We start from the raw sequence: 24,469 nt of genomic DNA on the forward strand, positions 1-24,469 counted from the left end.
AAAAACAAATCGCTGGTCAGGTCGTTTTTTTACGCCCCAAGTGTAGCCTATGCTAAGGACTAGTCAGTAAGGTTAGTTCCCAGCCTTTGATTTGAGCCTCCTCAACAAGAATTCCATCCATTTTCCCACCGAATCGAAACCAGTTGGAAAAACTTTCCACGTTGCTCAACAAATCTATCAGATCAAAAGATCCTAGAGCCGCCAACACACGATCATGACCGTCATAATTTACATAGTCCCTCTGTTCTGCCAGAGGAGCATCACAAATGACAGTGATTGAATCAGGCGCTTTTGCAAAATCGAACGCTGTTGAAACCGAATGATGCTCATAGCCTTTCCGCCACCCCACAAGAGTCAGATGCCCCGGGAAAATGGTTATCTCCTTTTCTTCAAATTGCTCAGGGGCGAGCTTCCCGGGAATACTAACCCAAGTCTCTCCATCGGATATTAAAAGAATCTTCACCGGGACCTGTTGATTCTTAAGATTTTGTTCGAGTATAAAAAACGACTCATCGAAGTTTTCCCGATCCTGGAAAATTTTCTTTGCTTCAGCCAAAACATCTTTTGCGTGAGAAAACTGACTGGCATTCAAGTGATGACGAAGAAGCTCCTTATATTGGTTTATCTCCATTTGCTTCACTAAACTGGTCAATGCGTCCTCCCAACCACGCCGAGCTTCCTGGTGAACAGGATCCACATTAAGGATTTGGCGATAGGTCTTGATAACCCCGGTCCACTGACCGAGTTCGGAAAGGATTTTCGCTTTATCCAAAAGACGAATCGTTTCTTCACCGCGTAAAGCATTACGGGTCCGGCTGATCCTTTCTTTAAGTCCAGGAGCATTGGGGTCTTTGGAATAAGCCTCAATATATAAGGAAAGGCTTTCTTTAAATTCCCGTTTTGTGTAGTGCTGGTCTGCCCGGGAGATGATAGGGTTTTCGCTATCATCCAAATCATTTAATGTGTCTTCCGGGATGGTTAAGCTTGGTTTGACCTGCGTATACTCCTGAGAGGTTACAACCACAATTTCGTCTTCCAGGGCTTCGACTAATTCTGTTTTCGCCAATTCACTCTGGATTAAATCAAGTCCACGATTTGCATCAATCGAATCGGGATAAGCGGCAAGCACTTCATCATACAACTCCAGCGCAGCAGCCGTGTCTCCTGATTGAAAAAGAAAATGTGCGTCTTGCAATTTTATGTCGACGATTTCGGCCGCTTGAGCTTTCACGAGATTGAGAATATCAACAGCCTTGGCAAAAGATTGAATCGCCGAAATCCAATCCTTATCTTCTAACGCGTTGTAGCCAAAGTTTGCGATTTCAATCGCTTCGAGGTAGGTGCCCTCCACAAGAACAATTTCATGAGTGATCGACTCGGAAACCTCGCTGTAACGGGCTTCAATTTCGTAGGCCTTTTCAGATCCAAGCCCACCGTCATCAATGAGCGGGCCAAGTCCATTTATCACACGCTCAAACGCATAGAAAGACGGTGCCCAGTTTTCCTCACCCCAGTGAGCTTCACCAAGAAGAAGCAGCTGTTCAAGGTTGTCTCTCTCTTCAATTGAAAGTACGTCGATTTCTACGAGATCTATGGCAAACCGATTAAACGCCTGATGCGCCTTTTCGCGTGAGGTTCCTACAGACTCGGGTGTGACTTCCTGGCGATTGGTCGACTCAAGGTAGACCGGTTGATTTGGGCCTGCATAGCTAACCTCATCTACGGTACGCAAAATCCAGAACGCACCGGCGATCAGGATAATAAAGAAGAGTGCTGGAAAGATTAGGTGCCCAAATTTCATTGAGATCCGAGGTCTAAGGTTGGTTTAGGATGGGGGTAGTATGGAAATAAAGTCCGACTGTGCGACATCTAAATGCACTCGAATATGAGACAAACAGGCGTTGCCTTACAGCCCACATCAAATTGATATCTTCAGTAACTTAAGCTTCCCCCCAATATGGATCCCATCAAACAACTCGCAAAAACCAGGTCCAATGAGCTGAATCAACCAGAAGCGTTGTGGCTCGTTGCTATCGGGAAAGCCGGGAGTTTAATGAAAAAAAACGCCATCAGTCTTGATGAAATAAAACGACTAACGTCGGCCTCGCATTCTCCGAATCAGCTCCGAATTATATTGGATTATTTGGGGAAACAGACCGGTGATGCAACGGAGTTATTTGAAAGAGTAGATGGATCGACGTATTCTATTATGGACTGGTTGGAGGCGATTGAATGTTTCCACGATTGGATAAGCAGCCATGGTCAATCCACCTCATTGAAGACACTCCTGGGCTATATCGAATGCTGTACAGAAGCGACACCCAATGAGCCATCGCTCAAAAATACAGTGACAGAAATGCTAAGGCAGTACGGTTTCGAAGGAGAATAGAAACTCGATCTCCGATTCTTTCCGCGGGGAGGTCCGAGGTATTTTTGCCTCTTTTTGTTCAGACTCATCTGAAGCGGACCGCTCGGCGTCCATCCCTACCTTCTGATACGTGGTTAACAAACTACTAAGAAAAATGTTTTAACTACGAAAAGCGCAGAATTACACAAAAAACTTGAAAGCAGGTCCCCTTTAAAAAGTATAAGCTAACTACGAATGATTTTGTTTTTTTCTTCAGTGAAAATCAGTGCCATAAGCCGTGCCTTGTCGTAGCCTTGGCGAAGACTGGTGGTTAAAGCCTGTACCTTTTCCTTTTGAGAAATAATTTGAACAGGAGCAACTGTGTCATGGAGCAAGTGCTAAATGATGGTTTTTAATTAATATGTGCATGTGAATGAGAAGCTTTCTCATGACAGCGACCATGACCCATTTGTAGGGCTTTCCTCTGGCCTTGAGGCCCTCCACATAAGGTTTAATAACCGGGTTGTGCCTAGCTGCGGTTTGAGCGGCCATGTAAAGGCATTTTCTAACCTTTGCCCGGCCTCCTTCTATTGTGCGTCTGCCTTTAAACACCCCGGTATCCTTGTTATATGGAGCTATGCCTGCCAGGGCAACGATCTGGTTTCGCTTCAGTGTTCCTATTTCGCTCAGGTAGGCCAGAACCGTCCATGCGGTTACTTTCCCCACCCCGACAACCGATTCGAAGATCTTCATTTCTTCAGTGATCTGCTGATCATTGTTCACGATTTTTTCTATCTGTTGTTCGATGCGCTGGATTTCCTTTTCCACCACCTTAATCATTCGATGGATCGATTGTTTGATAAATTTCGAGCTGTTTTGAGCTCGATTCTTTTCCCGTGCCGCTTGCTCGGTAAGGTGATTTCTACGATCCAGCAGAGCGGCAAGTTCCTGGCGTATAGGCGGGATGGGGGCAATTGGTTGCAACTGCTTTTCCCGCGCAAACCCCAGGATCATTGAGGCATCTATAGGATCTGTCTTAGCCTTCATACCTTCACTGCGCGCGTAGTTGCGAATGCGACCTGGATTCACCCGAGTTAGCGGTATTTGCTTTTGATGGAGGTAATCCATCATATCACGTTCATACCCTCCGCTTGATTCACAAACGACAAGGGGCTGTTCCTGTTTACCAGCGAGTTTAACTAATGCCTTAAATCCAGTAAGGTTATTAGTGAAGCTACAGCGGTGCTGGTCGGTTCTGATTTCCAAATCAGATTTGGAGATATCTATGGCTATATAATCGTAGTTTTTATTTTTCATGGCTTATATCGGTCTTGTAGAGGTGAGCTCACTTGCCGTAGCATGGGCTCGGTCAACTGTTTGATATTAAGCCAGGGTACTTCGGAGGACCGCCGCTCCTGTTGGAACTCAGCGAAAGCAGGTTCTGGTAACAGACTGGTCTCATCCGAAGCTACTGCGAAGCGGTTGCAACCGCTTCGCAGATTCCTGGCACCTTCAACGACTAATAACATCAAAGGATTTTTCGAGCACTTCCTCCGACGAGTGGTTTGGACCCATTCTCGGAAGTGCTCAAAATCCGGTAAATTCATAATGAGGAGACCTACAAGGCAACGGAGGGAACAGAGGTTCTGGTTAACCGAAGAACTCTCCTAAACTTCCGGTTTCAATTCCTCAAATAACTAGCTTAAAAGAGTTACTATTACGCAATCTCCCATTCTGGTCAGAAAACGTAAACCGCCAATCCGAGGGGCGCTTTGGTATAGTTTCTCTGTTTCCTCCGTTACCTTGTTCAAAATTTCACCCAAACTTACTGGAGATGAACTTTTCGAGCTTCGTGGACCGTGATTTGGAATTAAAACCTTATGCGGTTTCCTTCAGAAGCTTCTTGCCGAAAGTTCTCAACTCAAGAGTCTCGGATCGAGCGGTCCCGGCAATTAAGTAGTCGGCAAAGTCTGCTCTCCCTTTTCGATACAGCTTTATAATAGCGCACAAGCGACCCGGATCATCAAAACTGAATGCGGAATCCTCCAAGAGTTGCTCGAGGACTTGGGCCCATGCTTTCCGATCAAATCCATAGACAGCTTCGAGGGCCCATGAAGTTTCCATCAAGACCAGATCGAGAATTCTTATCGACCGCTCTCCTTCTTTTTCAGTAGCGGAAGAAGGACAGATTCGGAAACAAGGGCAGCGTCCTGTTTGCGCTCAAGAAAAGGGGATACGTCATGAAGTGCCTGCTTCCAGTCGATGGTCTGAAGTTTTTTGGCGATCAAACTTCGCCAGTTATCCGGGGTCGCTTCTGAGCCTTCCCAGTTAGTCTGACGGAGGGCGTTGTTCAGTTGCATGAGATTGGGCTCCGGCCAATCAGGATCAGAAAGATACCAGGCAAGATCGTAGAGATCGCGGCCCTTGGTAAATTTGCGCGAAAGGATAGCGTGCAACTTCCCGGCCAGAAGCGATGGTCTGTCGTAATGGTGCAGATTGAGCATGATAAATCGCCGCACCAGGCGCGTTTCTGTAAGGGCTCCTGCTGGGGGCCGGGTGTCCATTTCCACCTTGATCATGAACACTTCGTTAGAATGTGGGGATAGTCCTAATTCATAAAGCAATCCTCGAAATTTCACTAGCGCCGCAGCCACAGTACTACCTGCGCGAGTTCGGATCTCCACGTCGTAGGCTTCCGCCAGCAGATCTACGCGAACAGAATCCATGTGTTTTTCAAATCGCGCTTCTCCATCAGGTGGCGCGAGGGAAAAGTCGAGATCCTCGGAATACCGCGGAAGGCTGTAAAGAAACCGTAGGGCCGTACCGCCGACAAAAGCCCAATTGGTAAAGGCGCCGCTGTCCTGCAGAGCCAGGAGAATCCGGGCCTGCAGGTACTCTCGCGTCCGGCTCCGGCGGCGAAAATCGTCCGGCTCATCGCGGAGCAAGTCTAGAAGCAAAGGCTTCATATTAGCGGTCCTCCTCCCATAGTTGAACGACCAGCCGAATAGCCCTTTTAACTTTGTTTGATCCTAGCTTCTCAACGACGGCGTCGAGCGCCTCGCGATCAAAGCCATCCGGTTCATGGAGCCGAAGTTCTCGCAGGTAATCCCAATTGTCGCTGTGCGGTGTCAGATAGAGAAGGTCAACCAGCGCTTTGGCAGGACTTGCAATCAAGACCTGCTGGTCGGGAGCAATTTCCATTTCTTCGAAACCAAAAAAGCGGCCCGTTGAAATATGGCGAAACTGAAAACGACCGATGGGCGTATCGCATTCTTCGGGCCTTCCCGTGGTCACACTGGTGGCGACGGGAACGTATTCCGGAATCATCCCATAATGAGCTAAAGCGGATTGCAGGCTGATATACGACGCCTTTTTCAGAGCGTTTGCGACTGCGAAGGGATGTGCGGCTGATGAGACGTAAGGCCTCTGGAGTAAGTAGACGCCCCGTCGCAGCTGCAGGATGCGTTTACTCTTCACCCACCGATCCAGCTGACGACGGACATGAGCTGGTTGTCCATACCCGGATAAGATCTGCCCCGTTCTGAACAAGCCATTTTTTGGGACGCGATCCGCCAATTCCCCGATTTTCATTTCGTTAAATAGACATAATTGTCTATAAAATGCAATACAAAGTTATTCAATGTAATCTCCCATTTTCTGCCAGCGCGCCAACCGACGATTGGGAAGTAGGAGCAAAAAGATAAAAATGAACGAGCTGATTCTGCTCACCGCTCGGCGACCGTGATTTGGAATTAAAACCTTATGCGTTTTCCTTCAGAAGCTTCTTGTCGAAAGTTCTCAACTCAAGAGCCTCGGATCGAGCGGTCCCGGCAATCAAATAGTCGGCAAAGTCTGCCTTCCCCTTTCGATACAGCTTGATCATTGCGCGCAAGCGACCCGGATCATCAAAACTGAATGCGGAATCCTCCAAGAGTTGTTCGAGAACTTGGGCCCATGCTTTCCGGTCAAATCCATAGACAGCTTCGAGGACCCATGAAGTTTCCATCAGGACCAGATCGAGAATTCTTATCGACCGCTCTTCTTTGCTTTCATTTGCCAATTCGGAAGCAACGATGCCGCATTGTTCTTCATCGTCCTGGACGATGTGGCGGACCAGGTAATTGGTATCGAAAGCGATCATTTCCCGGAAAGAAGAGATCCGTGTTTGCGGCTTATGGCTTGCCGGATTCCTTGATCCATTTCTTCGGTGGTGACCGCTTTTTGCTTCCTTTTAAGGAACGGTTTGCCGCAACCCGCCGAAGAACCCGGAGCCCGCTTTTTGCGTATGGATATCCGGTCTGGCCTTTCCAGCGTAAACTCGAGCCGGTCACCACTCCGTATGGCAAGCTTTATTCGAAGCTGCTTCGGTAGGGTTATTTGGCCCTTGGAAGTGACTTTTGCCTGTAAAGTTGTCATTCCTTACAAAACGCACGCTTTTGTAGAAAATCAATTTAAATCGTATTGTTTTACAATTTACTGCCGAGCAGAATTTTTAAGGGAGGAACAACTTCGACACCGTCTAATGCGGGAGGACGAAAGGGGATTAAATGTTAAGGTAGTAGCGTGTGTGCTTAAGCATTCCCGTCTTGGTGAGCGCACCTTTGTTTACCAGATCGGAGAGATCTCTTGTTGCGGTGGCTCGCGAGGTTCTTGTGATCGAGATATAGTTTTCCGCGCTAAGACCCCCTGTGAACCCGCTAGGCCCTTCTTTAAAAAGGCGAGCGATGACTTTGGCTTGCCGGGCATTCAATTGATCGCTCAGTCGGTCGTAAAGCTTCGCTTTGGCGATCGCGAACTCGACGAGGTTTATAGTCGCCTTTTGGGCCTCCAGGACGGTGTTTGCGAAATAGATAAGCCAGCTTGTAATTTCGTTTGTTCGGTTGATGCCTTGAAGGGCTTCGTAGTAGGCCTTCTTATTGCCTTCAATGGTTTTGGCCAAAGCGATAAGCGTTGGCTGGCCCAACTTTTCAGACATGGCCTTTTCTGAAATAGCCCTTCCAATACGGCCATTACCGTCTTCAAAGGGGTGAATGGAAACGAAATAGGCATGGGCGATGCCGGCACGTGTTAAGACCGGGATAGCGTCTTTTGACTGTTGATACCACTTGACGAATACATCCATTTCCCAGGTAACGTATGCGGAGGGGGGAGCCTCGAAATGAACCTTGGGAGCATGAATAGTTCCCGAGACCACTTGCATGGGCTCAGGATTACTCCGGTAGCGCCCAATTTCTTTGATGTCCTTGCGGGCATTCAGAAGCATGCGGTGCCAATCGTGAAGGGTGGTGTGGTCAAGAGTCGTGTCGAAATTTTCATACAAATCGACCATCATTTCAGCAACGCCCTGTTCGGCAGGCGGGATCTTTTTCCCGTCTGCCTGGAGTCCAAATTGTTTACGTATGGAGGATTGCAGGCTCTCGCGGTCCAGAAACTCACCTTCGATTTCCGAAGTTTTCAAAGCTTCATCGCTGATTAGATCAATGGTGATGGTTTTCCGCTCGTTGCTGCCGAGATGCTTGAATGCGCCAAGCAGCGTGCCAGATTCCCTTAGAAACCTGTTTTCCAGCTCCGTTAAAGCCACGGCATCATAGCTGAAATTTGGCCAGTCTTCGCGTTGCCAGTTCCATGTCATGAGTTAAAGTGGGGTTATTATAGCTCATATAAACGGCTAAAAGTGAGCTATAGCAAGTCTTTTTATAACTCATCGGATTCTAATGGGCGCGCATGGGAAGGAAGCCCAGTTCCGGGAGAAAACGCGAACCTCGCGGGCAGCGTATCACATAAAAGTCGTTTTTCTAAAAATCAATTGTCAAATGTCATTGACAATTGATATACACATATGTCTTTGTCATTTGTTACTTGATATTATGAACAACAAAAACAGTCCCAAGGTTAGCCGTCCGAAAACATTTGGAAGCAGCCACGGGGAATGTGTTCTTGCTTATAAAAATTCAACACAAACCTAATTAACAACACTCAATCCGATCACCCTATGAAGACAGTATTTCGATGCTCCAAACGAGCTTTGTTTGGATTACTGACCGTGGCATTGCCGCTCGCCCTGGTGGCGCAAGAAGATAGCGAAGACGTTTACGAACTCAGTCCTTTTACCATTGATGAAGAGGAGAACGTAGGCTACCTCGCTATTTCTACGCTTGCGGGAACAAGGCTGAATACCCCATTGCGGGATGTTGGAGCTGCTATTTCCGTTCTTACCGAAGAATTGTTTGAGGATACGGGTGCGGTCGATGCCTCTACCATTCTTTCCTATGCCACAAGCTCTGAGGTTGGAGGCGTGCAAGGTAACTTTGCTGGTAGTTCCGTTAACTCAGCACGAGCGGATTTCACCAACCAGAGAATTGAACCCCAAAGCAACCAACGTGTCCGCGGACTGGCGTCCGCCTCTTTAACCAGAAACTTTTTTCTGACGGACATTCCTTTCGACACCTACAATTCTACGCGAGTCACTATAAACCGGGGACCGAACTCATTGCTGTTTGGCATCGGGAGTCCCGGGGGTGTTATCAACAATGGTATTCAAGGGGCAATGCTGGGTAGCAACTTCGGTGAATTCAGCATTCGTGTTGGAGAAAATAGCAGTCATCGTGAGTCTTTTGACTATAATCAGGAACTTATTGATGGGCGTCTGTCAGTAAGGCTCTCGGGATTGTACGACGACACTCAATACCAGCAACGACCGGCATTCGAAATCGATAAACGAATCTCGGTCGCTCTTCAGGCAGTTTTATTCAAAAATGAAAACTCTGACATTTTGGGTCAGATGACCTTGCGAGGTAACTTCGAATCGGGGTCCATTCATGGGACTCCGCCGATTGTAATTCCGCCGAGTGATGGAGGCTTGTCGGATTGGTTTAATCCTCCGGATTCTTCACTTCCTAACTACACGGGTCTCTCCTTGCCGGGTTGGGTGACAGATGGCAGTTTTATACGAAAAATTACCCTCGATGACCGCAATGTCTACTTCAATAGAAATAATGTGCCGGGGAGCGTTATTGAACCTGGATTTGTGCAAAATTTTATTGTTTTTAGGGAGCCGGACTCCCAAGAAACAGGCATGGGTTTGGCGGACTCCAGCATTGATGGGATGATGTTCAACATGAAGTTTAACCTTGCAAAAACTGGACCCAATGTTGGGAGACCTCAATTCGATATGTTCAGAACAGCCAGCTTTAACTCTGGCAATTTTACTCCCGGATTTGCCGTGCCATCGATTCAGGACAGGAATGTTTTCGATAATGAAAACAACTTGATCACCGGTAAAACGAATTCGATATCTCATGACTTTGACGCTACCAACCTGGTTCTGGAGCAGTTGTTTTTAAATGGAGAGGCAGGTGTCGAATTTGCCTATGATAAGCAGCACTATGACAGGTGGTGGCAACTTCCCTTCAGTCAAGGTATGAACGGCGGAGGCACCGGTAATTATGACGTCGCCATTGATATCAGTGAATATCTTGGAAACGGTGAGCCCAATCCGAATCTGGGGAGGCCCTATATCCTTGATGCCCCCTATGGTGCCTACAATACTAGTCAAACAGACCGTGAGGCCTATCGTGCGACCGGCTTTTACTCGATCGATTTCGCCGAAAAGACCGACAATCTGGGTTGGCTCGGTAAGCATATTTTCACCGCACTTTACAATAAACAAACCATTGATGATTTGAGTAGAAATTACGGGAGTTCTTGGGTAAATGATAGAACGGATGTACGGACCAATCACGAGAATGCCGGAATCAATACTTTTTTCACGAATGTCATCGCTATCGCCTATGTAGGGGACTCGCAATTGGGTGCGCAATCCTACTCCGATATTCGAATAGCTGATCACATTTCAGTTCCCGTATCCAAAGATGGCGATACGCACAAGATAACTTTCTACGACAGAGCAACCGGACTTGTTCAAACCAGCGATAGTTTCAGTGTCCGGCAAACCTTGAATGGTGGAAACATCGAACGGCAAGAAGTCGAATCTGAAGTTTTCAGTTGGCAAAGTTATTTTTTAGGCGGGCATTTGGTGGGGCTTGCAGGTTGGAGAACCGATAAATCGACCATTTTCGAGCGGGCAGGTAATGTTCGCTTGCCCAGCGGCATATGGGATGAGGGTAATCTCGTTCTAAAAGATGATCCCTCGTTTGAAACGAGCGGCGACACTTTCACTTGGAGCGTAGTAGGTCACCTTCCTTTCGAATTACCCGGCGGTACAGATCTGAGTGTTCATTATGGAGAATCAGAAAATTTTGAGCCGGTTGGAGTTCAACGGAACAGCTTTGGTGAGGTTTTGCCTCCTCCCAGTGGAATAACCAAAGAGTATGGATTTACTGTAGGAATGTTAGACGACAAACTTTCCATGCGGTTTAATTGGTTCGAAACGGATAGTGCGGGAGCTAATGCGAATATGCCGCGTATAAACCTCGTCAGTACTCATGGAGCTTCTTTATTTAGTCGATTTATTAACGCAGTTAATAGTGGGATGACACTTGATGAAGTTCTCGAGTTCTCCGGTGGTCCTGAAGCCGTTGGTACGTATAGCTCTTTGCAAGAACTATTTGACGATTTAAACTTGTTATTCCCCGTTGCTTGCTTCGGGGTCGGTGACTGAAGGGAAAGTTTGAAAACCGCAGGTTTTCATGAAAAGAGTGTTTTGTGGATTCGACGAAACGAGTGAACAAAGCGAGTCATTGCGCCTGGCAGATTCATTATCATTTGGTGATGCCCGTAAAATATCGCAAGGCCTTGATTGATGAACGAGTGGAACGCGTTATGAAGGAGACAGCCGAGGGCATAGGGGAACGCTATGAAATCGAAATGGAGGCATTGGGTATGGATAAAGATCACGTGCATTTGTTATGCGGTGCTCATCCGAAGATAGCACCGGGAAGTATAGTGAGAAAATTTAAAAGTATCTTGGCTCGGGAATTGTTTGGAAGAGAGAAGTGGTTAAAGCAGGAACTGTGGGGAGGCAGCTTTTGGAGTTCAGGTTATTACGTTGGGACGGTGGGCGAAAAAGGGAATTGGACTTCGGTTGAGACCTACGTTTTGGAACAAGGCAAACCGAAAGAGGAATTGCGTCAGCTAAGATTATGGTAAGAATGTTTCTGTTTCAGATACCCCGATGCTTGCTTCGGGGAGTTTCATTGCCACCGACCAATCGCCATCGTTATCCTTGAAACGAACCACAAGTTTATGCCATCCGTCGTCAAGAGCGGCCAGGGTACCGGCTGGAATATCAAAGCTGATATCAATAGGTGATTCATTCGGCGCTGGCACAGAAATAGCCGTTCCATTTCCGGGTCCTGGGTCGGAATTGAAATAATATTCAGCCTGTTCGATAACCGGCTGTGCCGTTGCTAACCCGGCAAAACTGATGAGTGCCAAAAGACACGATAAGCTAGAGTGCGTTTTCATGAGCCGTTATAAGTTACAGATAAACGCGCATTACTCGGGGAAGGCTTCCGCTTCTACTTCAATCGTTACAGCCGTGAGTCCGGTGGCAGTTCCCGGTGCATTGAAGCGAGTCATTCGGGGGATGCCAGGAAGGCCTGAAAGCATATACGGATCCGAACCGCCAAAGGCTCCGATGTCAGCTCCGCCGAATCCGGCTCCTATTGCCGGGCTACCTTCCTTCAGTTGGTAATACCCGTCAGAGGATCCTGATGCCATTAAGACTGTGCCGACCAATTCGCCATTGATATTGCCGTTCCCTGCGGGAAGAAAGCTTCCGCCTATATTCAGGCAAAAAGTGAAGGAAGGATCAGCATCCCAACTGGCCCCCACGGTTGTTAGGAAGATTGTATTTGTAAAACTGGTATTGGAGGCTGCTCCGCTGATTCCTCCGGTGACAACGCAGTTCGTAGCGGAAGAATTACCTGCATATAACCGAATGTCCCTGAATACACTGTTAGAAATGGAACTGGTCGCGGCATGCATCGAGATATCAGTTGTTCCGAAGGATCGAGTCACAGTTACGGGACCGTTAAAAGTCCAGTTATGTCCGTTATTGAAACACTTATCGATAACAAGTCCGGTGACATCATCTTCTGACTCCAAATAGCCGTAGGTCCCTGTAACCGTAGAACCGGAGCTATTTCCATTCGTACTGTCGTTTTTGAATCGCAGGTGAATAAATGAGACATGGGTATTTAATCCAGGTATGGCATTGGCTGCATGGAAATAACCCACCCCCACAAAGTGGAGCTGCTTTTATACGTGTAAATCGCCATAAAAATTTGGAGAACCTGCGATCAGGATGGTATCTCCTGTATTTGCGGCATTGATCGCAGCCTGAACTCCCGTAAACATGGCTACGGAGCCTGCGTTGTTATCCACGGTCAGCACAGCCGCCGGAATTTGAGGTAATAGCACAAGAAGAGGGGAGATCAGGAAAAGAAATTTATTCATTGGTTATATGTGTGTAGGTCAAAAGCCACCAGACGAAGAGCACGTAGGAAGCTAAATGCAGTTAAGATAAGATTTGTTAAAATCTTTCACAAGTTCATAAGTTGTCAGCTTCCTCTATTTTAAGTTACCAATTTCCAGAATATTGTATTAATGGAAACCACTAGAGGTATTTAATTGTGAGGATGCAGGCTATCAAGTTTCAATGGTATGGGACGGGTGTAACTATAAGTGCGGGGAGTATCCGGCCTTTTGGTCGAGCGAACGGCTCAATCCAATTTTCCTTGAATCCGAGATGGGTAGGGCAACTGCGTCCTCGCAGTGCCGTGTGTTTCCTGGACGTTCGGCGGCGGTGCGGGGACGCACCCGCCCTACCTGTTTGTCTGTGGGAAACCGGAAATCAATTGCATTTATATCGTGACTCCCCGCACTTCAGGCAATGGGCAAACAAACCGGAGTCGATATCTTGACCTCTGGAATCAGTCGAAGAGCTGAGGACCAGGATTGGCAAACGCTTATACGTCTGGTTCGGGATCAGCGGTTGAGCTATGACTTCTATCTGCTCAACAACATCGGCCATGGAAACCCCATCGTGCTTAAGCGGGAAACGCTGGCCAAAGTGGATGCTGAAAAGGCAAATGAAACTCTCAACGTTCAAATCAGTGAGTTACTTCAAACCAAGGAAAAGTAATGGCTTTCTATTTTATAACAGTCTAATTCTATTTTGAAATCAATCTGGTAATCAGAGTGTTGCTGGCTATGCCGAAACTCTAAACTCAATCATCATGAAATATCCTATTCTTCCCCTATGTGTTTTCTTCTTACTCCTCGGATTATCCCTCTCAGCCAACCACCACGAACTGGAACCTGGCTTCAAGGCTCTGTTCAATGGCAAGGATTTGTCCGGCTGGGACGGATTGAGCCAATTCTGGCGAGTCGAGAATGGTGCTATCGTGGGTCAGACTACTGAGGATAACAAAGCGCCTCACAATACCTTTCTGATATACCGGGGTGGTTCATTCGGGAATTTCGAAATGCGATTCCAGTATAAGGTGGATGGCCAGAACTCGGGTATGCAATACCGATCCTAAGATGTCGGCGACCATGTCATGAAGGGACTGCAGGCCGATTTTGAACCTCGCTGGCATCTGGATAAGAATGATTCAAGTAAACCACCCAGAGACCGTTTCACTGGAATGTTTTTTGAGGAAAAGCACAGGATGTTCATGGGCCAACGCGGCGAAGTGGTCATCGTGCGTAACAATCCGGAAAATACAAAAAAGCCGCGGATCGAAAAGATAGGCTCTGTCGGTGATCCCGATGAACTGGAAAAAGCCATCAAGCGCGATGACTGGAATGACTACACCATCATCGCCAACGGGAACCAGTTCATCCACATGGTGAATGGAGTCGTCCTGAGTATTGGAATCGATGAGGATGAGGAGAACTTTAAAGCCTCCGGGTTGATTGGGCTACAATTGCATGCGGGTATACCAATCAAAATCCAGGTGAAGAATGTTCGTATTCGGGAGTTGTAGGTATTACATTCATTCACCAGCCCCACCATTTTAGGAATGAAACGCATGGTTAAAAACATACGCAGGTTATTTGTAGGAGCGAGCTTGCTCGCGAATCAGTGGACTACGGGATCGCGAGCAAGCTCGCTCCTACATTTTAAATCATCCATCGCGGTATGCGCGCTTTTAGTTTTAGCCAGCCTGGTCCAAGCATCGGACCGGGATCTGGTCCAGGTTCCTCCTGCGCAGATTGGACTGTCTGAAGATGCCCTCATTGAAATTACCAAATATCTGCAAAGCCAGGTGGATGATGGGGTTGTTACCGCAGCGGTTGGCATGGTAGCCAGGCATGGGCAGATTGGCTACTTTGAATCTGTTGGAGAGTGCGACACCGGCTCACTGTTTCGCCTTGCCTCCATGACGAAGGCGGTGACCTCGGTGGCTGTTATGCAGCTTGTGGAAGAAGGATCGATAAAACTGAAGGATCCTGTTTCGCTTTACTTTCCGAGTTTTGCTTCGCTCAAAGTACTTGGTGAAGATGGAGTCACGCTCACAGATGTAGCGGCGGAGCCTACGATTCATCATCTACTGACTCATACATCAGGGATCGGTTATGGTTGGTTTGGAATCCCGCAGGATGCGTTTTATCAAAAAGCAGGGGTGCACGATCTGCTGGTTCCCAATATAGATACTCTGGAAGAGCACACGGATAAACTCTCCCAATTGCCTCTGGCCTTCCAACCTGGAGAGCAATGGATGTATGGACAGTCCATCGATGTGCTGGGTCGCGTCATCGAGGTCGTGTCAGGCTTAACTCTGCAGCAATACTTTCACGAACGTATATTCAGACCCTTAAAAATGGAGAATACGCGTTTCTACGTGAATGAGGTGCAGCAGAAACGGTTAGTCCCCCTTTATTCACCCGATGAGAATGGAGGATTGGTCAAAGTCGGTAGTGAAATCTTATCAGCTGGTTCTATCAATTATTCAGCTGACTTATCCAACGAAGGCCAGGGCAAGTTATACGCCGGCGGAAGCGGGTTGGTTGGTTCGACCTTGGACTATATGCGTTTTCTGCAGATGCTTTTAAATAAAGGCAGTCTGGAAGGTGTGAAGATTTTAGATGAATCAACAGTCGACTTGATGACGCAAAATCACATCGGAGAGTTAAGCGTTCCCTTCCCGGGTCATGGGGACGGCTTTGGTTATGGATTTGGGGTATTGACCGAGCGAGGCAAGGCTGACGATTTGGCTTCTGTCGGCACCTATTCCTGGGGAGGGATCTTTAACACGTATTATTGGGTGGATCCGCAGGAAGAATTGATCGGCCTGGTAATGACGCAAATATTTCCGAACGCCCATGTAACGATCAGGGAGGATTTCAAGAAACGTGTTTATGGGGCCATCGATGACTCTGGATTTGTGCGTCGTTATTGGTACGAACAAGGCGAAGAACATGGTAATCCTTATTTTAACCGGAGACAACTGCGTGTAAATAGCGCCGGAATAGGTGTCCATCCACGCCATGCCACAAGAACCGAAACGCAATCCAGTGGAGCGATGCGGATTCTAATCGAAGAAGATCTGCGATCTATCGACGGAGCCAATCTATATTGCGAAATCTGGGGAGGTCATCCAGGAACCAGTCATAAACGCGTATCCATTAATGGGAGACAAAAGATTTCGATACCGGAGAATGGAACTGCCTATGATAACTGCACGCACCTTTATCCTACGTTCAATTTAGCACCGACCGATTTGGTGAATGGTTACAATACCTTGCAGTTTGCTTGCGATAAGCCCGGGTTGGAGTGGGGGCATTTTATAGTCGAAAATGCAGCTTTGGACGTTCGTTTATCCAGGGATCACCCCGACCTCCAGTCTAGAGGTTTAGGGAGTTTTGAGGCGACGGTGTCGGCCAACACTCAGGGCGAGACCATCCTTTTTGAAATAGAAAGCAATCAATTGGAAGCGGTTTCCGAAGTCGTGTATCAAGCTCGCTACTACGGCTACGATGAAAATGGCAATGGTTTCGAAACGGATTGGCATGGCATGACAAAGGAGCGGAAACCATACGGTATGCTTGGGGCAGGTCGTGGTAAAACGCACCGGCTTGAATGGGATTTATCAATGCTTCCAGCACAGACACAGATAGAAGTTAAAGCGACGGTTTCATTTCAAGATCATCCTAATCTACATTTCCAGGCGGCCAAGGTAGGTGGCCTCGAGGTTGCGCCACGAGAGAATGTCGAAGTTTCCTTGTTTAGCTCTAAAGATTTACCGAACCCATTCTGGTCCAGGGTCAATCGTAAGAAGGCGTGTACCATAAATATCGACATTGATCCCTCGGACATCGAACAAGCTGATCTCCATGTGATTTCTTGGACGGGAGGTGCCGGGGAGGTAAAAGAATACTTTCAGCTAAACGGTCATTTTATTCCTGTGGCGGAAGGCTCCGGGCACGAGGTTGAATACTCTGTGACTTCCATTGATCCTTCCTGGCTGAAAAAAGGGGAGAACCGGTTCGAGTTGGTGAGCGATACTGAACACCATGGTATCGAGATCCTATTACCCGGTCCTGCTTTGATGATTCGCAGCCGAAACCGGTAATCGCACATTGAATGGTTAAAGTCCTTTATATCAGTTTTTATGACTTCATTAAAAGGCATGGTATCCTGCGGTTCTTACTTTCAACACGGCACTGCAGGGATGCAGTTGCCCTAGCTATAGGATCCGAATGGGTAGGGACGCCTCGCCGAGGTGTCCGAGGATTCTGTCGCCACTATTGCGGACGGCCCGGCGGTCCATCCCTACCCATTGAAGCTGTAACTGCCGGGCAAGTGCGTCTACCCTTGGTCGCTGCAATTATCAAATATTTGGGATCCGCCACCACGTATTTAATGGGTGCTCTCAGTATCCTGTTTTCAGGCCCGTCAGCATTATTGGCGGAAGCCACTCTGTTGGAGGGTTTTGAAGAGACTGTCGTTGTCGAAAATATCAATGCTGGCACCGCTATATCGATCCTTCCCGACGGTCGCGTGATCTACGCTGAGCAAACCGGTTACCTGCGAATGGTGATTGATGAGCAATTACTGCCGGAACCGGTGCTAGATATTTCTGAGAAGTTGGATACGTATTGGGAGCGTGGATTAATTGGCGTTACCTACGATCCGGATTTTCCACTCTCTCCTTACCTCTATCTCGTTTATGTAGCCAAGGAGCCCTACACTCATCATGTAGTTAGTCGGTTTACTTTAGATGGGAATCGAGTGGACCCGGCAAGCGAGCGCATTCTTCTCAAAGGAGATGATCAGTCCAGGATTGCGGGGCGTGTTCCGGCGGGTCACCAGGGGGGACCCATCCGTTTTGGACCGGACGGGAAATTGTATATTGCGAACGGCGAACACCTCAACGGAGAAGCATCTCAATCATTAACAACGATTCAGGGGAAAATACTCCGAATCAATCCCGATGGTTCCATCCCTAAGGACAATCCCTTTTATCGGCAAACCTACGGAAAATACCGCTCCATTTACGCCATCGGAATTCGCAATCCCTGGGGCATGGATTTTATGCCGGGGACAACTCGTCTGTTTGAGTCGGATGTAGGCCAATCAACTTACGAGGAAATCAATGAGATCTTTTCGGGGCACAACTATGGATGGCCCAAGGCTGAAGGACCTTCAGCGCAAGGTGAATACACCAATCCGGTTTACCATTATCCGACAACCGTAGGTCGCTGTATTGCGGGTGGAGTCTTTTATCCTCAAGCGGGCAACTTTCCAGAGCCATGGAAAGGAAAGTTCTTCTTCGTCGATTGGGCTTCTAACTGGGTGAAAGCGATTGATGTGAATGATCCAGGTGAGGTCTTGGATTTTGCAAGCGACCTGAATAAACCGGTTTGGAATGAAGTGCATCCGGACGGATCGATGTGGGTGATGAATCGCGGAACCATCTGGCGTGACGCGAACAAGTTTCAAGAGGACTCCGGTAGCTTGGTGGTATTTCGCTACACTGGCGAGAGTACTCAGAAACCGCCCGAACTTTACGCTGAAAGATTATCTGATCTTGGCATTTTCACTGATCTATCGAAACAAACGGTGCAGGATGGTTTTGTGGAGGCCAAAATGAATGCTCCTCCCTGGCTGCCCGGTTTGAAGGTTAGGACCTATTTCAAGCTGCCAGAAGGTAAGCGTATTCAACTTTCGTTCGGCGATGAGTGGATTATGCCTGAGCGGACGGTTATTGTGCAGCACTACTCAACCGTAGGCGGCTTGCCACACGAAACGCATGTATTTCGAGCCTTGCCTGACTTGAAGTTTCAAGCGGTTGCCTATCGCTGGAACAAGGAGGCTAATGAGAGTGTTGTAGTAAAGCGTGGGGAGATTGTTTCGCTCCCGGATGATTCGGGTATTCAATACTTTTCTCCAGGCCCGGAAAGAAGTTTAAATCCTCAGCAGTCATTTTTGGGCTTTCTTCCAAAGATTAATATGCGGCAATTCAATACTGGCACCCAAATCAGCGATTGGAGTTCGATGGGGCTGCTGGATATTCGTTTTCGAGAGAAGGATATTTCGCGACTTGAACGATTGGCCTCTATAGAGGATCCCGAAGCAAGTCTCGAATTGAGAGCCCGCAGCTATTTGGATGTGAATTGTGCCAGCTGCCATCAACCGGGTGGACCTTCCAGGGGTAATTTCGATGCAAGGTTCATAACCGCGTTAGCGGATCAAAATATTATTCATGGAGAGTTGATGGCCGGCGATCTGGGAATTGAAGGAGCCAAGGTGGTTGTGCCAGGAGATCCCGATCGATCCATTTTGTTGCAAAGAATGACACACAAAGGTCCATTTAAAATGCCGCCGGTTTCTGTCCATAATGTGGAGTCACCCGCAATAGAAGTCATTGAAGCTTGGATACGTGGGTTGGAAGATAATTGACGATGAATTCTCAAAGTAATTGTAGGAGGGGCTTTATGCCCCGATCGCTCGAAAGGCTACCAAAAAATCGCGGGATAAACCCGCTCCTACAGTTTAGGAACTATAAGGTAGGAGTGAGGTTGTTATTTGTCACCAGACGGCTCGAAGATGTATATAAAGCTAAGGCAAGACGCCTGTGCTACTTTATGCTGACTATTATTCTATTCGGATGCTCTCAGGAAAATAGTTCACCGTTCGTTATTCTCACCGACGGCATCGATGAAACTGCGGGCAATGTTCCATGTTACATTATTACTACCCCAATAGCCACCTACTACCTTGAAAAGGAAGGTGGGGGACTTTCCAGCATGCTCGACGTCGAAGGAGTCGATTGGATAGGGTTTCATAAGGATCTAGGGACAGAGTCGAAGGGTGAATACCGTGGATTTCCCAACGCCATCCATAAACAGGATGGAAGTTATTTTCATGCTCGAAACGCAGGCACGGATCCATCCACTTCAACGATCACGATTCAAGAGCCCAATCGCATTCAAATCGTATTTACCTCTGAGAATGGACAATGGGAAGGTGTGTGGGATTTTTCACCGACGCACTGTGACTTTACCATGAATCGGGTGAGTCCCGGTCGGCAGTACTGGATTTTGTATGAAGGCGTTCCGGGAGGGAAGTTGGATAAGACGGACTTCTGGTATTCTTCGAAGGACGAAGTAGCTCATTCGATCGATGAAAAGCAGAACGATGATTTACCTGGCCCTGAATGGATAGCGTTTGGGGATGTCACTTCGCCTCGAATGATAGTCCTGGTTAATCATTTGGACGATGTATTTCCTGACCGTTATTACAATATGCGGGATGAAATGACGGTATTTGGATTTGGTAGAGCCGGAGGTGAAAAATATTTGGATAGTCCACTCTCTTTCACTATTTGTTTCGTAGAGAGTACAGACTATCCGGTAGTTAAGGACTCTGTATTCACTCAACTAAATCGATGATCCACGGTTCCAATTTTAGAAAAGGTTGGGTATTGGCGTTCTTATTGACTTTCAATTCTTTTACTTTCGGACAATCACTTGATATAGATGTGTGGTATGGTTCGGAGCAAAGCTTCGGACATCTGGGCGGTCATCCCCAGCGATGGGTAAACCTCTTGGGTCATGTATCACCGGGGGAAGAAATAGAGTCGCTTCACTTCTCGTTAAATGGGTCCGAACTTAGGGAGCTTTCTTTTCGTGAAGATTATAAACGCATCGCTCGCACCGGGGATTTCAATGTGGAGTTGCTTTGTTCGGAACTAAAATCCGGGAAAAACCTCCTTCACATTGTTGCCAAACACCAAAGCCAGGAATTGGTAACCGCCGATGTCACGGTTATCAATTATGTAGAAGGACCTGGCTGGGCGCTTCCCTATGAGATTCATTGGAGCGATGTAGAGGACATTCAGGATGTTGCGCAAATCGTCGACGGTAAATGGATTCTGACCGGAGCTGGAGTTCGAACAACAGATCGATACTATGATCGGGTGTTAGCATTTGGTGATGAACGTTGGGTTAACTACGAGGTTCAAACAACTGTGACGATTCACGCGCTCACGCCTCCGAAATCCGGTCCAAACAAAACCAATGTCTCACACGCCGCGATTGCAACCAGGTGGCCGGGACACGATCCGGATGGAAACCAACCTACTGTAAAATGGCATCCACTAGGAGCGACTGCTGAATTCAGATTGGGTAGTGATCTCAGCCAATGCAGATGGCGAATTTTCGATGGCCAACAACATTTACGCGTTGAGTCGGATCGTCGCCGACAAATTCAGTTTGAGAAACCGTACCATATGAAACACCGCGTGGAAACCCTGTCCAATGGGCACAGCCGCTTTCAAGTAAAACTATGGGCTGTAGGTGAAGAAGAGCCTGAGAACGCGGATTTAGAGCGGTGGGAAGAAAATGATGACGTTCAGGCAGGAAGTGTTCTGCTGCTTGCCCATTTTTCCGATGTCACCTTTGGAGATATACGGGTGATTCCAATAGATGCCAGATAAAGGATTTTTGAAAAGTACAGGTTGTTTTCTGAAAGCTTGGTGAATACAATCCTTGATCAGAGCTTTCTGCTATTGATCTGTTCTCAATACCTGATGATGCTCCCTTTTTTTAATCTATCCAACTTACATGCCTAAGAAATTCCTACAACCCCTCCACATTTCTGTGTTCATTGCTTTATTTTTTGGAGCGAGCCTCTCCGTAGCCAAAGACAAACCCAACATCCTGTTTATTTTCGCGGATGATCACAGCTATGAAACGGTGCATGCCCATGGTTGCGAAGACATCCATACGCCCCATCTTGATACTCTGGCTGAATCGGGAGTTAGCTTTTACAACGCCTATAATATGGGCGGTTGGAACGGAGCCATCTGTGTGGCTTCACGAACTATGATGCAAACGGGTCGATTTATCTGGAGGGCTCACCAAGTTGATAGCAAAGAGAAATTGCAGCAATTGGCCGAAAAGGGCCAAACCTGGCCTCAATTAATGGAGGCTGCGGGTTACGAGACCTACATGACCGGCAAATGGCACGTGAAGATTCCATCAGCCGATCTGTATCAAAACGCGATTCACGAAAGACCTGGAATGCCGAATCAGACACCTGAAGGCTACCTTCGGCCCATTGAAGGAGAACTGGATAAATGGTCACCCTACGATCAGTCCTTTGAAGGATTTTGGCAAGGCGGCAAACATTGGAGCGAAGTGGTTGCCGATGATGCAGAACTGTTTTTGGACAAGGCAGCGGATAGTGAAAAACCCTTCTTCATGTTTTTAGCCTTCAATGCGCCTCACGATCCCCGTCAGGCACCCAAGCGTTTTGTGGATCTGTATCCTCAGGAGGAGATGGAAGTGCCAATCAATTATTTGCGTGAGTACCCCCACATGAAGGAAATGGGGATGTTGAGTTGGCGTAATTCTGATGGTAAAATTTCCATTTTACGAGATGAGAACCTGGCACCCATGCCGAGAACGGAATACTCCATTCGTGTGAACCGCCAGGAATACTATGCGATCATTTCACATATGGACGAGCAGATCGGACGTATTATCGCCAAACTCAAGGAGACGGGGAAAATGGACAATACCTACATTTTTTTCTCAGCCGACCACGGCTTGTCCTGTGGAAATCACGGATTGCTAGGTAAACAGAACATGTATGAACACAGCGTGAAGGTCCCGTTTATGGTTGTTGGTCCGGACGTTCCAAAAGGCGAAGGCAGGGACGGATTTGTGCATGTGCAGGATGTCATGGCTACGGCGCTCGATTTGGGTGGCATTGAAAAGCCAGACTACGTCGAGTTCAGCAGCGTCATGCCCTTGATCAAAGACAGGAAGCAGGAGAGTCACTTAAAAGATACCCTTTATTTTGCGTATGAGATGGAGTTTCAACGTATGGTCAGAGTAGGGGATTACAAATTGGTTCTTTATCCTCAAGGACATGTGCTTCGCCTATTCAATGTGAAGAAAGATCCTGCCGAGATGCATGATCTGGTTGGGGACCCGGCCCAGTGGCCCCGAATTAAGAAAATGTTTCAAATTCTTCTTAAGTTGCAGGATGAAATGGAAGATGGTCTGGACCTGAAACCTTACTACCCGCAATTGGTCTCCAAGTAATCATTTAACTGCTTTGCAATCGCCCAATCTTTCATGAAGGATAATGGTGGCATAGGAACCAAAAATCAGTTTAGTTATCCATTAATTTATTTTTCTTCAAAGTCCCAGCGGCTTCGAATTCAACCCAATCAAAATGATGAACACCCCAATAAATAGACGTAATTTCGTAAAAACAACCGCTGCTGCTGGAGCTGGTCTCCTCATCATGCCAAGCGGCTCACTCTTTGGGCAAAGCGCGGCGAGCAATAAACTGAACATCGCCCTGATCGGCGCTTATGGTCGAGCCACTGCCCACTACAATGTGCTAAAAACACAGAACGTAGTGGCTATTTGCGATGTGCATGACGACTACATGGCTATTGGTGCAAAGGAATTCCCCAAGGCCACACGCTACAAAGATTGGCGCAAAGCCCTTGACCAAAAGGACGTTGATGCAGTCGTAATTTGCACACCCGATCATCTTCATGGTCACATCTCATCCTGGGCTTTGAACCGCGACTACCATGTCTATTGCGAAAAACCGCTTGGTAATTCTGTCCATGAGGCGCGCTACAATCGACTGAAGTGGCTTGAAAAGAAAGACAAGTTGGCCACTCAAGTGGGAACCCAAAGACATGCGATCGATAATTTCGCCCGCGTAAGGGAGCTCATTCGTGATGGGGTAATCGGTGAATTGAAAGATGTACATGCCTGGGGCAATCGTGAGCTACGTGAACCTGGTTATCCGAAGAAAGAGGGCAAACCACCGGCAGGCCTTGATTGGGATCTCTGGCTTGGGCCGTCACCCTGGCATGATTATAATCCCCGCTATTACCAGAATCTTCCGGAAAAACCCGGCTCGAATTGCCTGAACTGGAATATGTTTTGGGACTTTGGCAGTGGCCAGATTGGTGACATGGGCGCTCATACCATGGATCTGGTTTGGAACGCTCTGGATGCAGACTTACCTACTTCCGCTGAGGCCAAAGGTGAGGCCTTCAATCCCGAGGTAGTCCCGGTTGATATGCATTCATGGTTTATGATTCCGGCAAATGATTGGCGTGGAGAAGTTCGTGTCAATTGGTGGCAGGGGGCTATGAAGCCAAAGATGCCCAACAAATTTATCGATGTGACCAAGATTGGTCACGGTGGTATGTTCGTCGGTTCTGAAGGTGCCCTGGTTTGCGATTTCACCACGCGTGCCGTTTTACCTTACGGGAAAAATGCCAACATGACTTACTATCAACCGCGTCCGAAAAAGAAACTCGTTCCTCCATCCATTGGATTTCAAGAGGAATGGATCAATGCGGCGAAAACCGACATGAAGACCTCCTGTGATTTTGACTATAATGGCAAAATGATGGAAATGATGTTCCTGGGTCTGGTTGCTTACAAAGCTGGTAAAAAAGTTCAGTATGATGGCAAAAAAGGCAAAATCGTCGGCAACCCGGAAGCTGGCAAGATGCTCAAGAAACATTACCGTGAAGGCTGGCCATTAAACGGCTGATTTAAATCCTTTGGTTTAATTTGTAGGAGCTGCTTCAGCTGCGATTCCCTGGGAACGCCAAGCCCCAGCTTGGCATCTAATAATTAAGATCGCAGCTGAAGCAGCTCCTA

At 47.6% G+C, this 24,469-nt stretch carries 21 protein-coding genes and 1 pseudogene; 11 read left to right on the forward strand and 11 right to left on the reverse strand.

Annotation, left to right across the window (positions count from 1 at the left end; translation table 11 throughout):
- Positions 1–52: 52 nt before the first annotated feature.
- Positions 53–1,801: a hypothetical protein gene (locus O3C43_16350; GenBank protein ID MDA1068062.1), complete on the reverse strand. Its 1,749-nt coding sequence runs from the start codon at positions 1,799–1,801 to the stop codon at positions 53–55.
- A 156-nt stretch (positions 1,802–1,957) separates the two neighbouring features.
- Here O3C43_16350 and O3C43_16355 point away from each other — a divergent pair, with 156 nt between their 5' ends.
- The gene (locus O3C43_16355) at positions 1,958–2,389 is read left to right on the forward strand and encodes a hypothetical protein (GenBank protein ID MDA1068063.1); all 432 of its coding nucleotides are present in this window, start codon (positions 1,958–1,960) and stop codon (positions 2,387–2,389) included.
- Between the two features lie 342 nt (positions 2,390–2,731).
- Here O3C43_16355 and O3C43_16360 read toward each other — a convergent pair whose 3' ends face one another.
- The 7 genes from O3C43_16360 to O3C43_16390 form a co-directional block, all read right to left on the reverse strand.
- Positions 2,732–3,664, reverse strand: coding sequence for a transposase (locus O3C43_16360; GenBank protein MDA1068064.1), 933 nt, complete (start codon positions 3,662–3,664; stop codon positions 2,732–2,734).
- A gap of 561 nt (positions 3,665–4,225) precedes the next feature.
- A complete protein-coding gene (locus O3C43_16365; GenBank protein ID MDA1068065.1) occupies positions 4,226–4,471 on the reverse strand; it encodes a hypothetical protein in 246 nt (81 codons plus the stop codon).
- 20 nt (positions 4,472–4,491) lie between these two features.
- Positions 4,492–5,313: a nucleotidyl transferase AbiEii/AbiGii toxin family protein gene (locus tag O3C43_16370; GenBank protein MDA1068066.1), complete on the reverse strand. Its 822-nt coding sequence runs from the start codon at positions 5,311–5,313 to the stop codon at positions 4,492–4,494.
- A 1-nt stretch (position 5,314) separates the two neighbouring features.
- On the reverse strand, positions 5,315–5,938 hold the full coding sequence (locus tag O3C43_16375; GenBank protein ID MDA1068067.1) for a hypothetical protein: 624 nt from the start codon (positions 5,936–5,938) through the stop codon (positions 5,315–5,317).
- Between the two features lie 169 nt (positions 5,939–6,107).
- Positions 6,108–6,488 carry a type II toxin-antitoxin system VapC family toxin gene (locus tag O3C43_16380; protein ID MDA1068068.1) on the reverse strand — a complete coding sequence of 127 codons (381 nt, stop codon included), beginning with the start codon at positions 6,486–6,488 and terminating at the stop codon, positions 6,108–6,110.
- On the reverse strand, positions 6,485–6,763 hold the full coding sequence (locus tag O3C43_16385; protein MDA1068069.1) for an AbrB/MazE/SpoVT family DNA-binding domain-containing protein: 279 nt from the start codon (positions 6,761–6,763) through the stop codon (positions 6,485–6,487). The genes O3C43_16380 and O3C43_16385 overlap by 4 nt, the downstream gene beginning before the upstream one ends.
- Before the next feature lie 127 nt (positions 6,764–6,890).
- On the reverse strand, positions 6,891–7,979 hold the full coding sequence (locus tag O3C43_16390) for a Fic family protein (protein ID MDA1068070.1): 1,089 nt from the start codon (positions 7,977–7,979) through the stop codon (positions 6,891–6,893).
- A 360-nt stretch (positions 7,980–8,339) separates the two neighbouring features.
- Between O3C43_16390 and O3C43_16395 the strand changes: the two genes are divergently transcribed.
- Together O3C43_16395 and tnpA are read left to right on the forward strand one after the other, a co-directional pair.
- On the forward strand, positions 8,340–10,967 hold the full coding sequence (locus O3C43_16395; GenBank protein MDA1068071.1) for a hypothetical protein: 2,628 nt from the start codon (positions 8,340–8,342) through the stop codon (positions 10,965–10,967).
- Positions 10,968–11,011: 44 nt separating this feature from the next.
- Complete coding sequence (tnpA, locus tag O3C43_16400) at positions 11,012–11,455, forward strand: IS200/IS605 family transposase (protein MDA1068072.1); 444 nt, start codon at positions 11,012–11,014, stop codon at positions 11,453–11,455.
- Here tnpA and O3C43_16405 read toward each other — a convergent pair.
- From O3C43_16405 to O3C43_16415, 3 genes are read right to left on the reverse strand one after another with little or no spacing between them, the layout of a single operon-like run.
- Positions 11,447–11,773 carry a hypothetical protein gene (locus tag O3C43_16405; protein MDA1068073.1) on the reverse strand — a complete coding sequence of 109 codons (327 nt, stop codon included), beginning with the start codon at positions 11,771–11,773 and terminating at the stop codon, positions 11,447–11,449. The two genes, tnpA and O3C43_16405, sit on opposite strands and share 9 nt — an antisense overlap.
- A 30-nt stretch (positions 11,774–11,803) precedes the next feature.
- Entirely contained in the window at positions 11,804–12,547 is a 744-nt protein-coding gene (locus O3C43_16410; protein ID MDA1068074.1) for a hypothetical protein, read from the reverse strand.
- A 21-nt stretch (positions 12,548–12,568) separates the two neighbouring features.
- Positions 12,569–12,766, reverse strand: a complete 198-nt coding sequence (locus O3C43_16415; GenBank protein MDA1068075.1) for a hypothetical protein — start codon at positions 12,764–12,766, stop codon at positions 12,569–12,571.
- A gap of 436 nt (positions 12,767–13,202) precedes the next feature.
- Between O3C43_16415 and O3C43_16420 the strand changes: the two genes are divergently transcribed.
- From O3C43_16420 to O3C43_16455, 8 genes and pseudogenes are all read left to right on the forward strand, one after another.
- On the forward strand, positions 13,203–13,454 hold the full coding sequence (locus O3C43_16420) for a hypothetical protein (GenBank protein MDA1068076.1): 252 nt from the start codon (positions 13,203–13,205) through the stop codon (positions 13,452–13,454).
- A 94-nt stretch (positions 13,455–13,548) separates the two neighbouring features.
- Positions 13,549–14,301: pseudogene (locus O3C43_16425) on the forward strand (DUF1080 domain-containing protein).
- Between the two features lie 45 nt (positions 14,302–14,346).
- Positions 14,347–16,890: a serine hydrolase gene (locus tag O3C43_16430; GenBank protein ID MDA1068077.1), complete on the forward strand. Its 2,544-nt coding sequence runs from the start codon at positions 14,347–14,349 to the stop codon at positions 16,888–16,890.
- An 11-nt stretch (positions 16,891–16,901) separates the two neighbouring features.
- The gene (locus O3C43_16435) at positions 16,902–19,220 is read left to right on the forward strand and encodes a PQQ-dependent sugar dehydrogenase (protein MDA1068078.1); all 2,319 of its coding nucleotides are present in this window, start codon (positions 16,902–16,904) and stop codon (positions 19,218–19,220) included.
- Positions 19,221–19,405: 185 nt separating this feature from the next.
- Complete coding sequence (locus tag O3C43_16440) at positions 19,406–20,212, forward strand: hypothetical protein (protein ID MDA1068079.1); 807 nt, start codon at positions 19,406–19,408, stop codon at positions 20,210–20,212.
- The gene (locus O3C43_16445) at positions 20,209–21,258 is read left to right on the forward strand and encodes a hypothetical protein (GenBank protein ID MDA1068080.1); all 1,050 of its coding nucleotides are present in this window, start codon (positions 20,209–20,211) and stop codon (positions 21,256–21,258) included. The genes O3C43_16440 and O3C43_16445 overlap by 4 nt, the downstream gene beginning before the upstream one ends.
- Positions 21,259–21,385: 127 nt before the next feature.
- Complete coding sequence (locus O3C43_16450; GenBank protein ID MDA1068081.1) at positions 21,386–22,873, forward strand: sulfatase-like hydrolase/transferase; 1,488 nt, start codon at positions 21,386–21,388, stop codon at positions 22,871–22,873.
- A gap of 133 nt (positions 22,874–23,006) precedes the next feature.
- The gene (locus tag O3C43_16455) at positions 23,007–24,359 is read left to right on the forward strand and encodes a Gfo/Idh/MocA family oxidoreductase (GenBank protein ID MDA1068082.1); all 1,353 of its coding nucleotides are present in this window, start codon (positions 23,007–23,009) and stop codon (positions 24,357–24,359) included.
- Positions 24,360–24,469: the final 110 nt, after the last annotated feature.

It is taken from the genome of Verrucomicrobiota bacterium (assembly GCA_027622555.1).
Taxonomy (GTDB): domain Bacteria; phylum Verrucomicrobiota; class Verrucomicrobiia; order Opitutales; family UBA2995; genus UBA2995.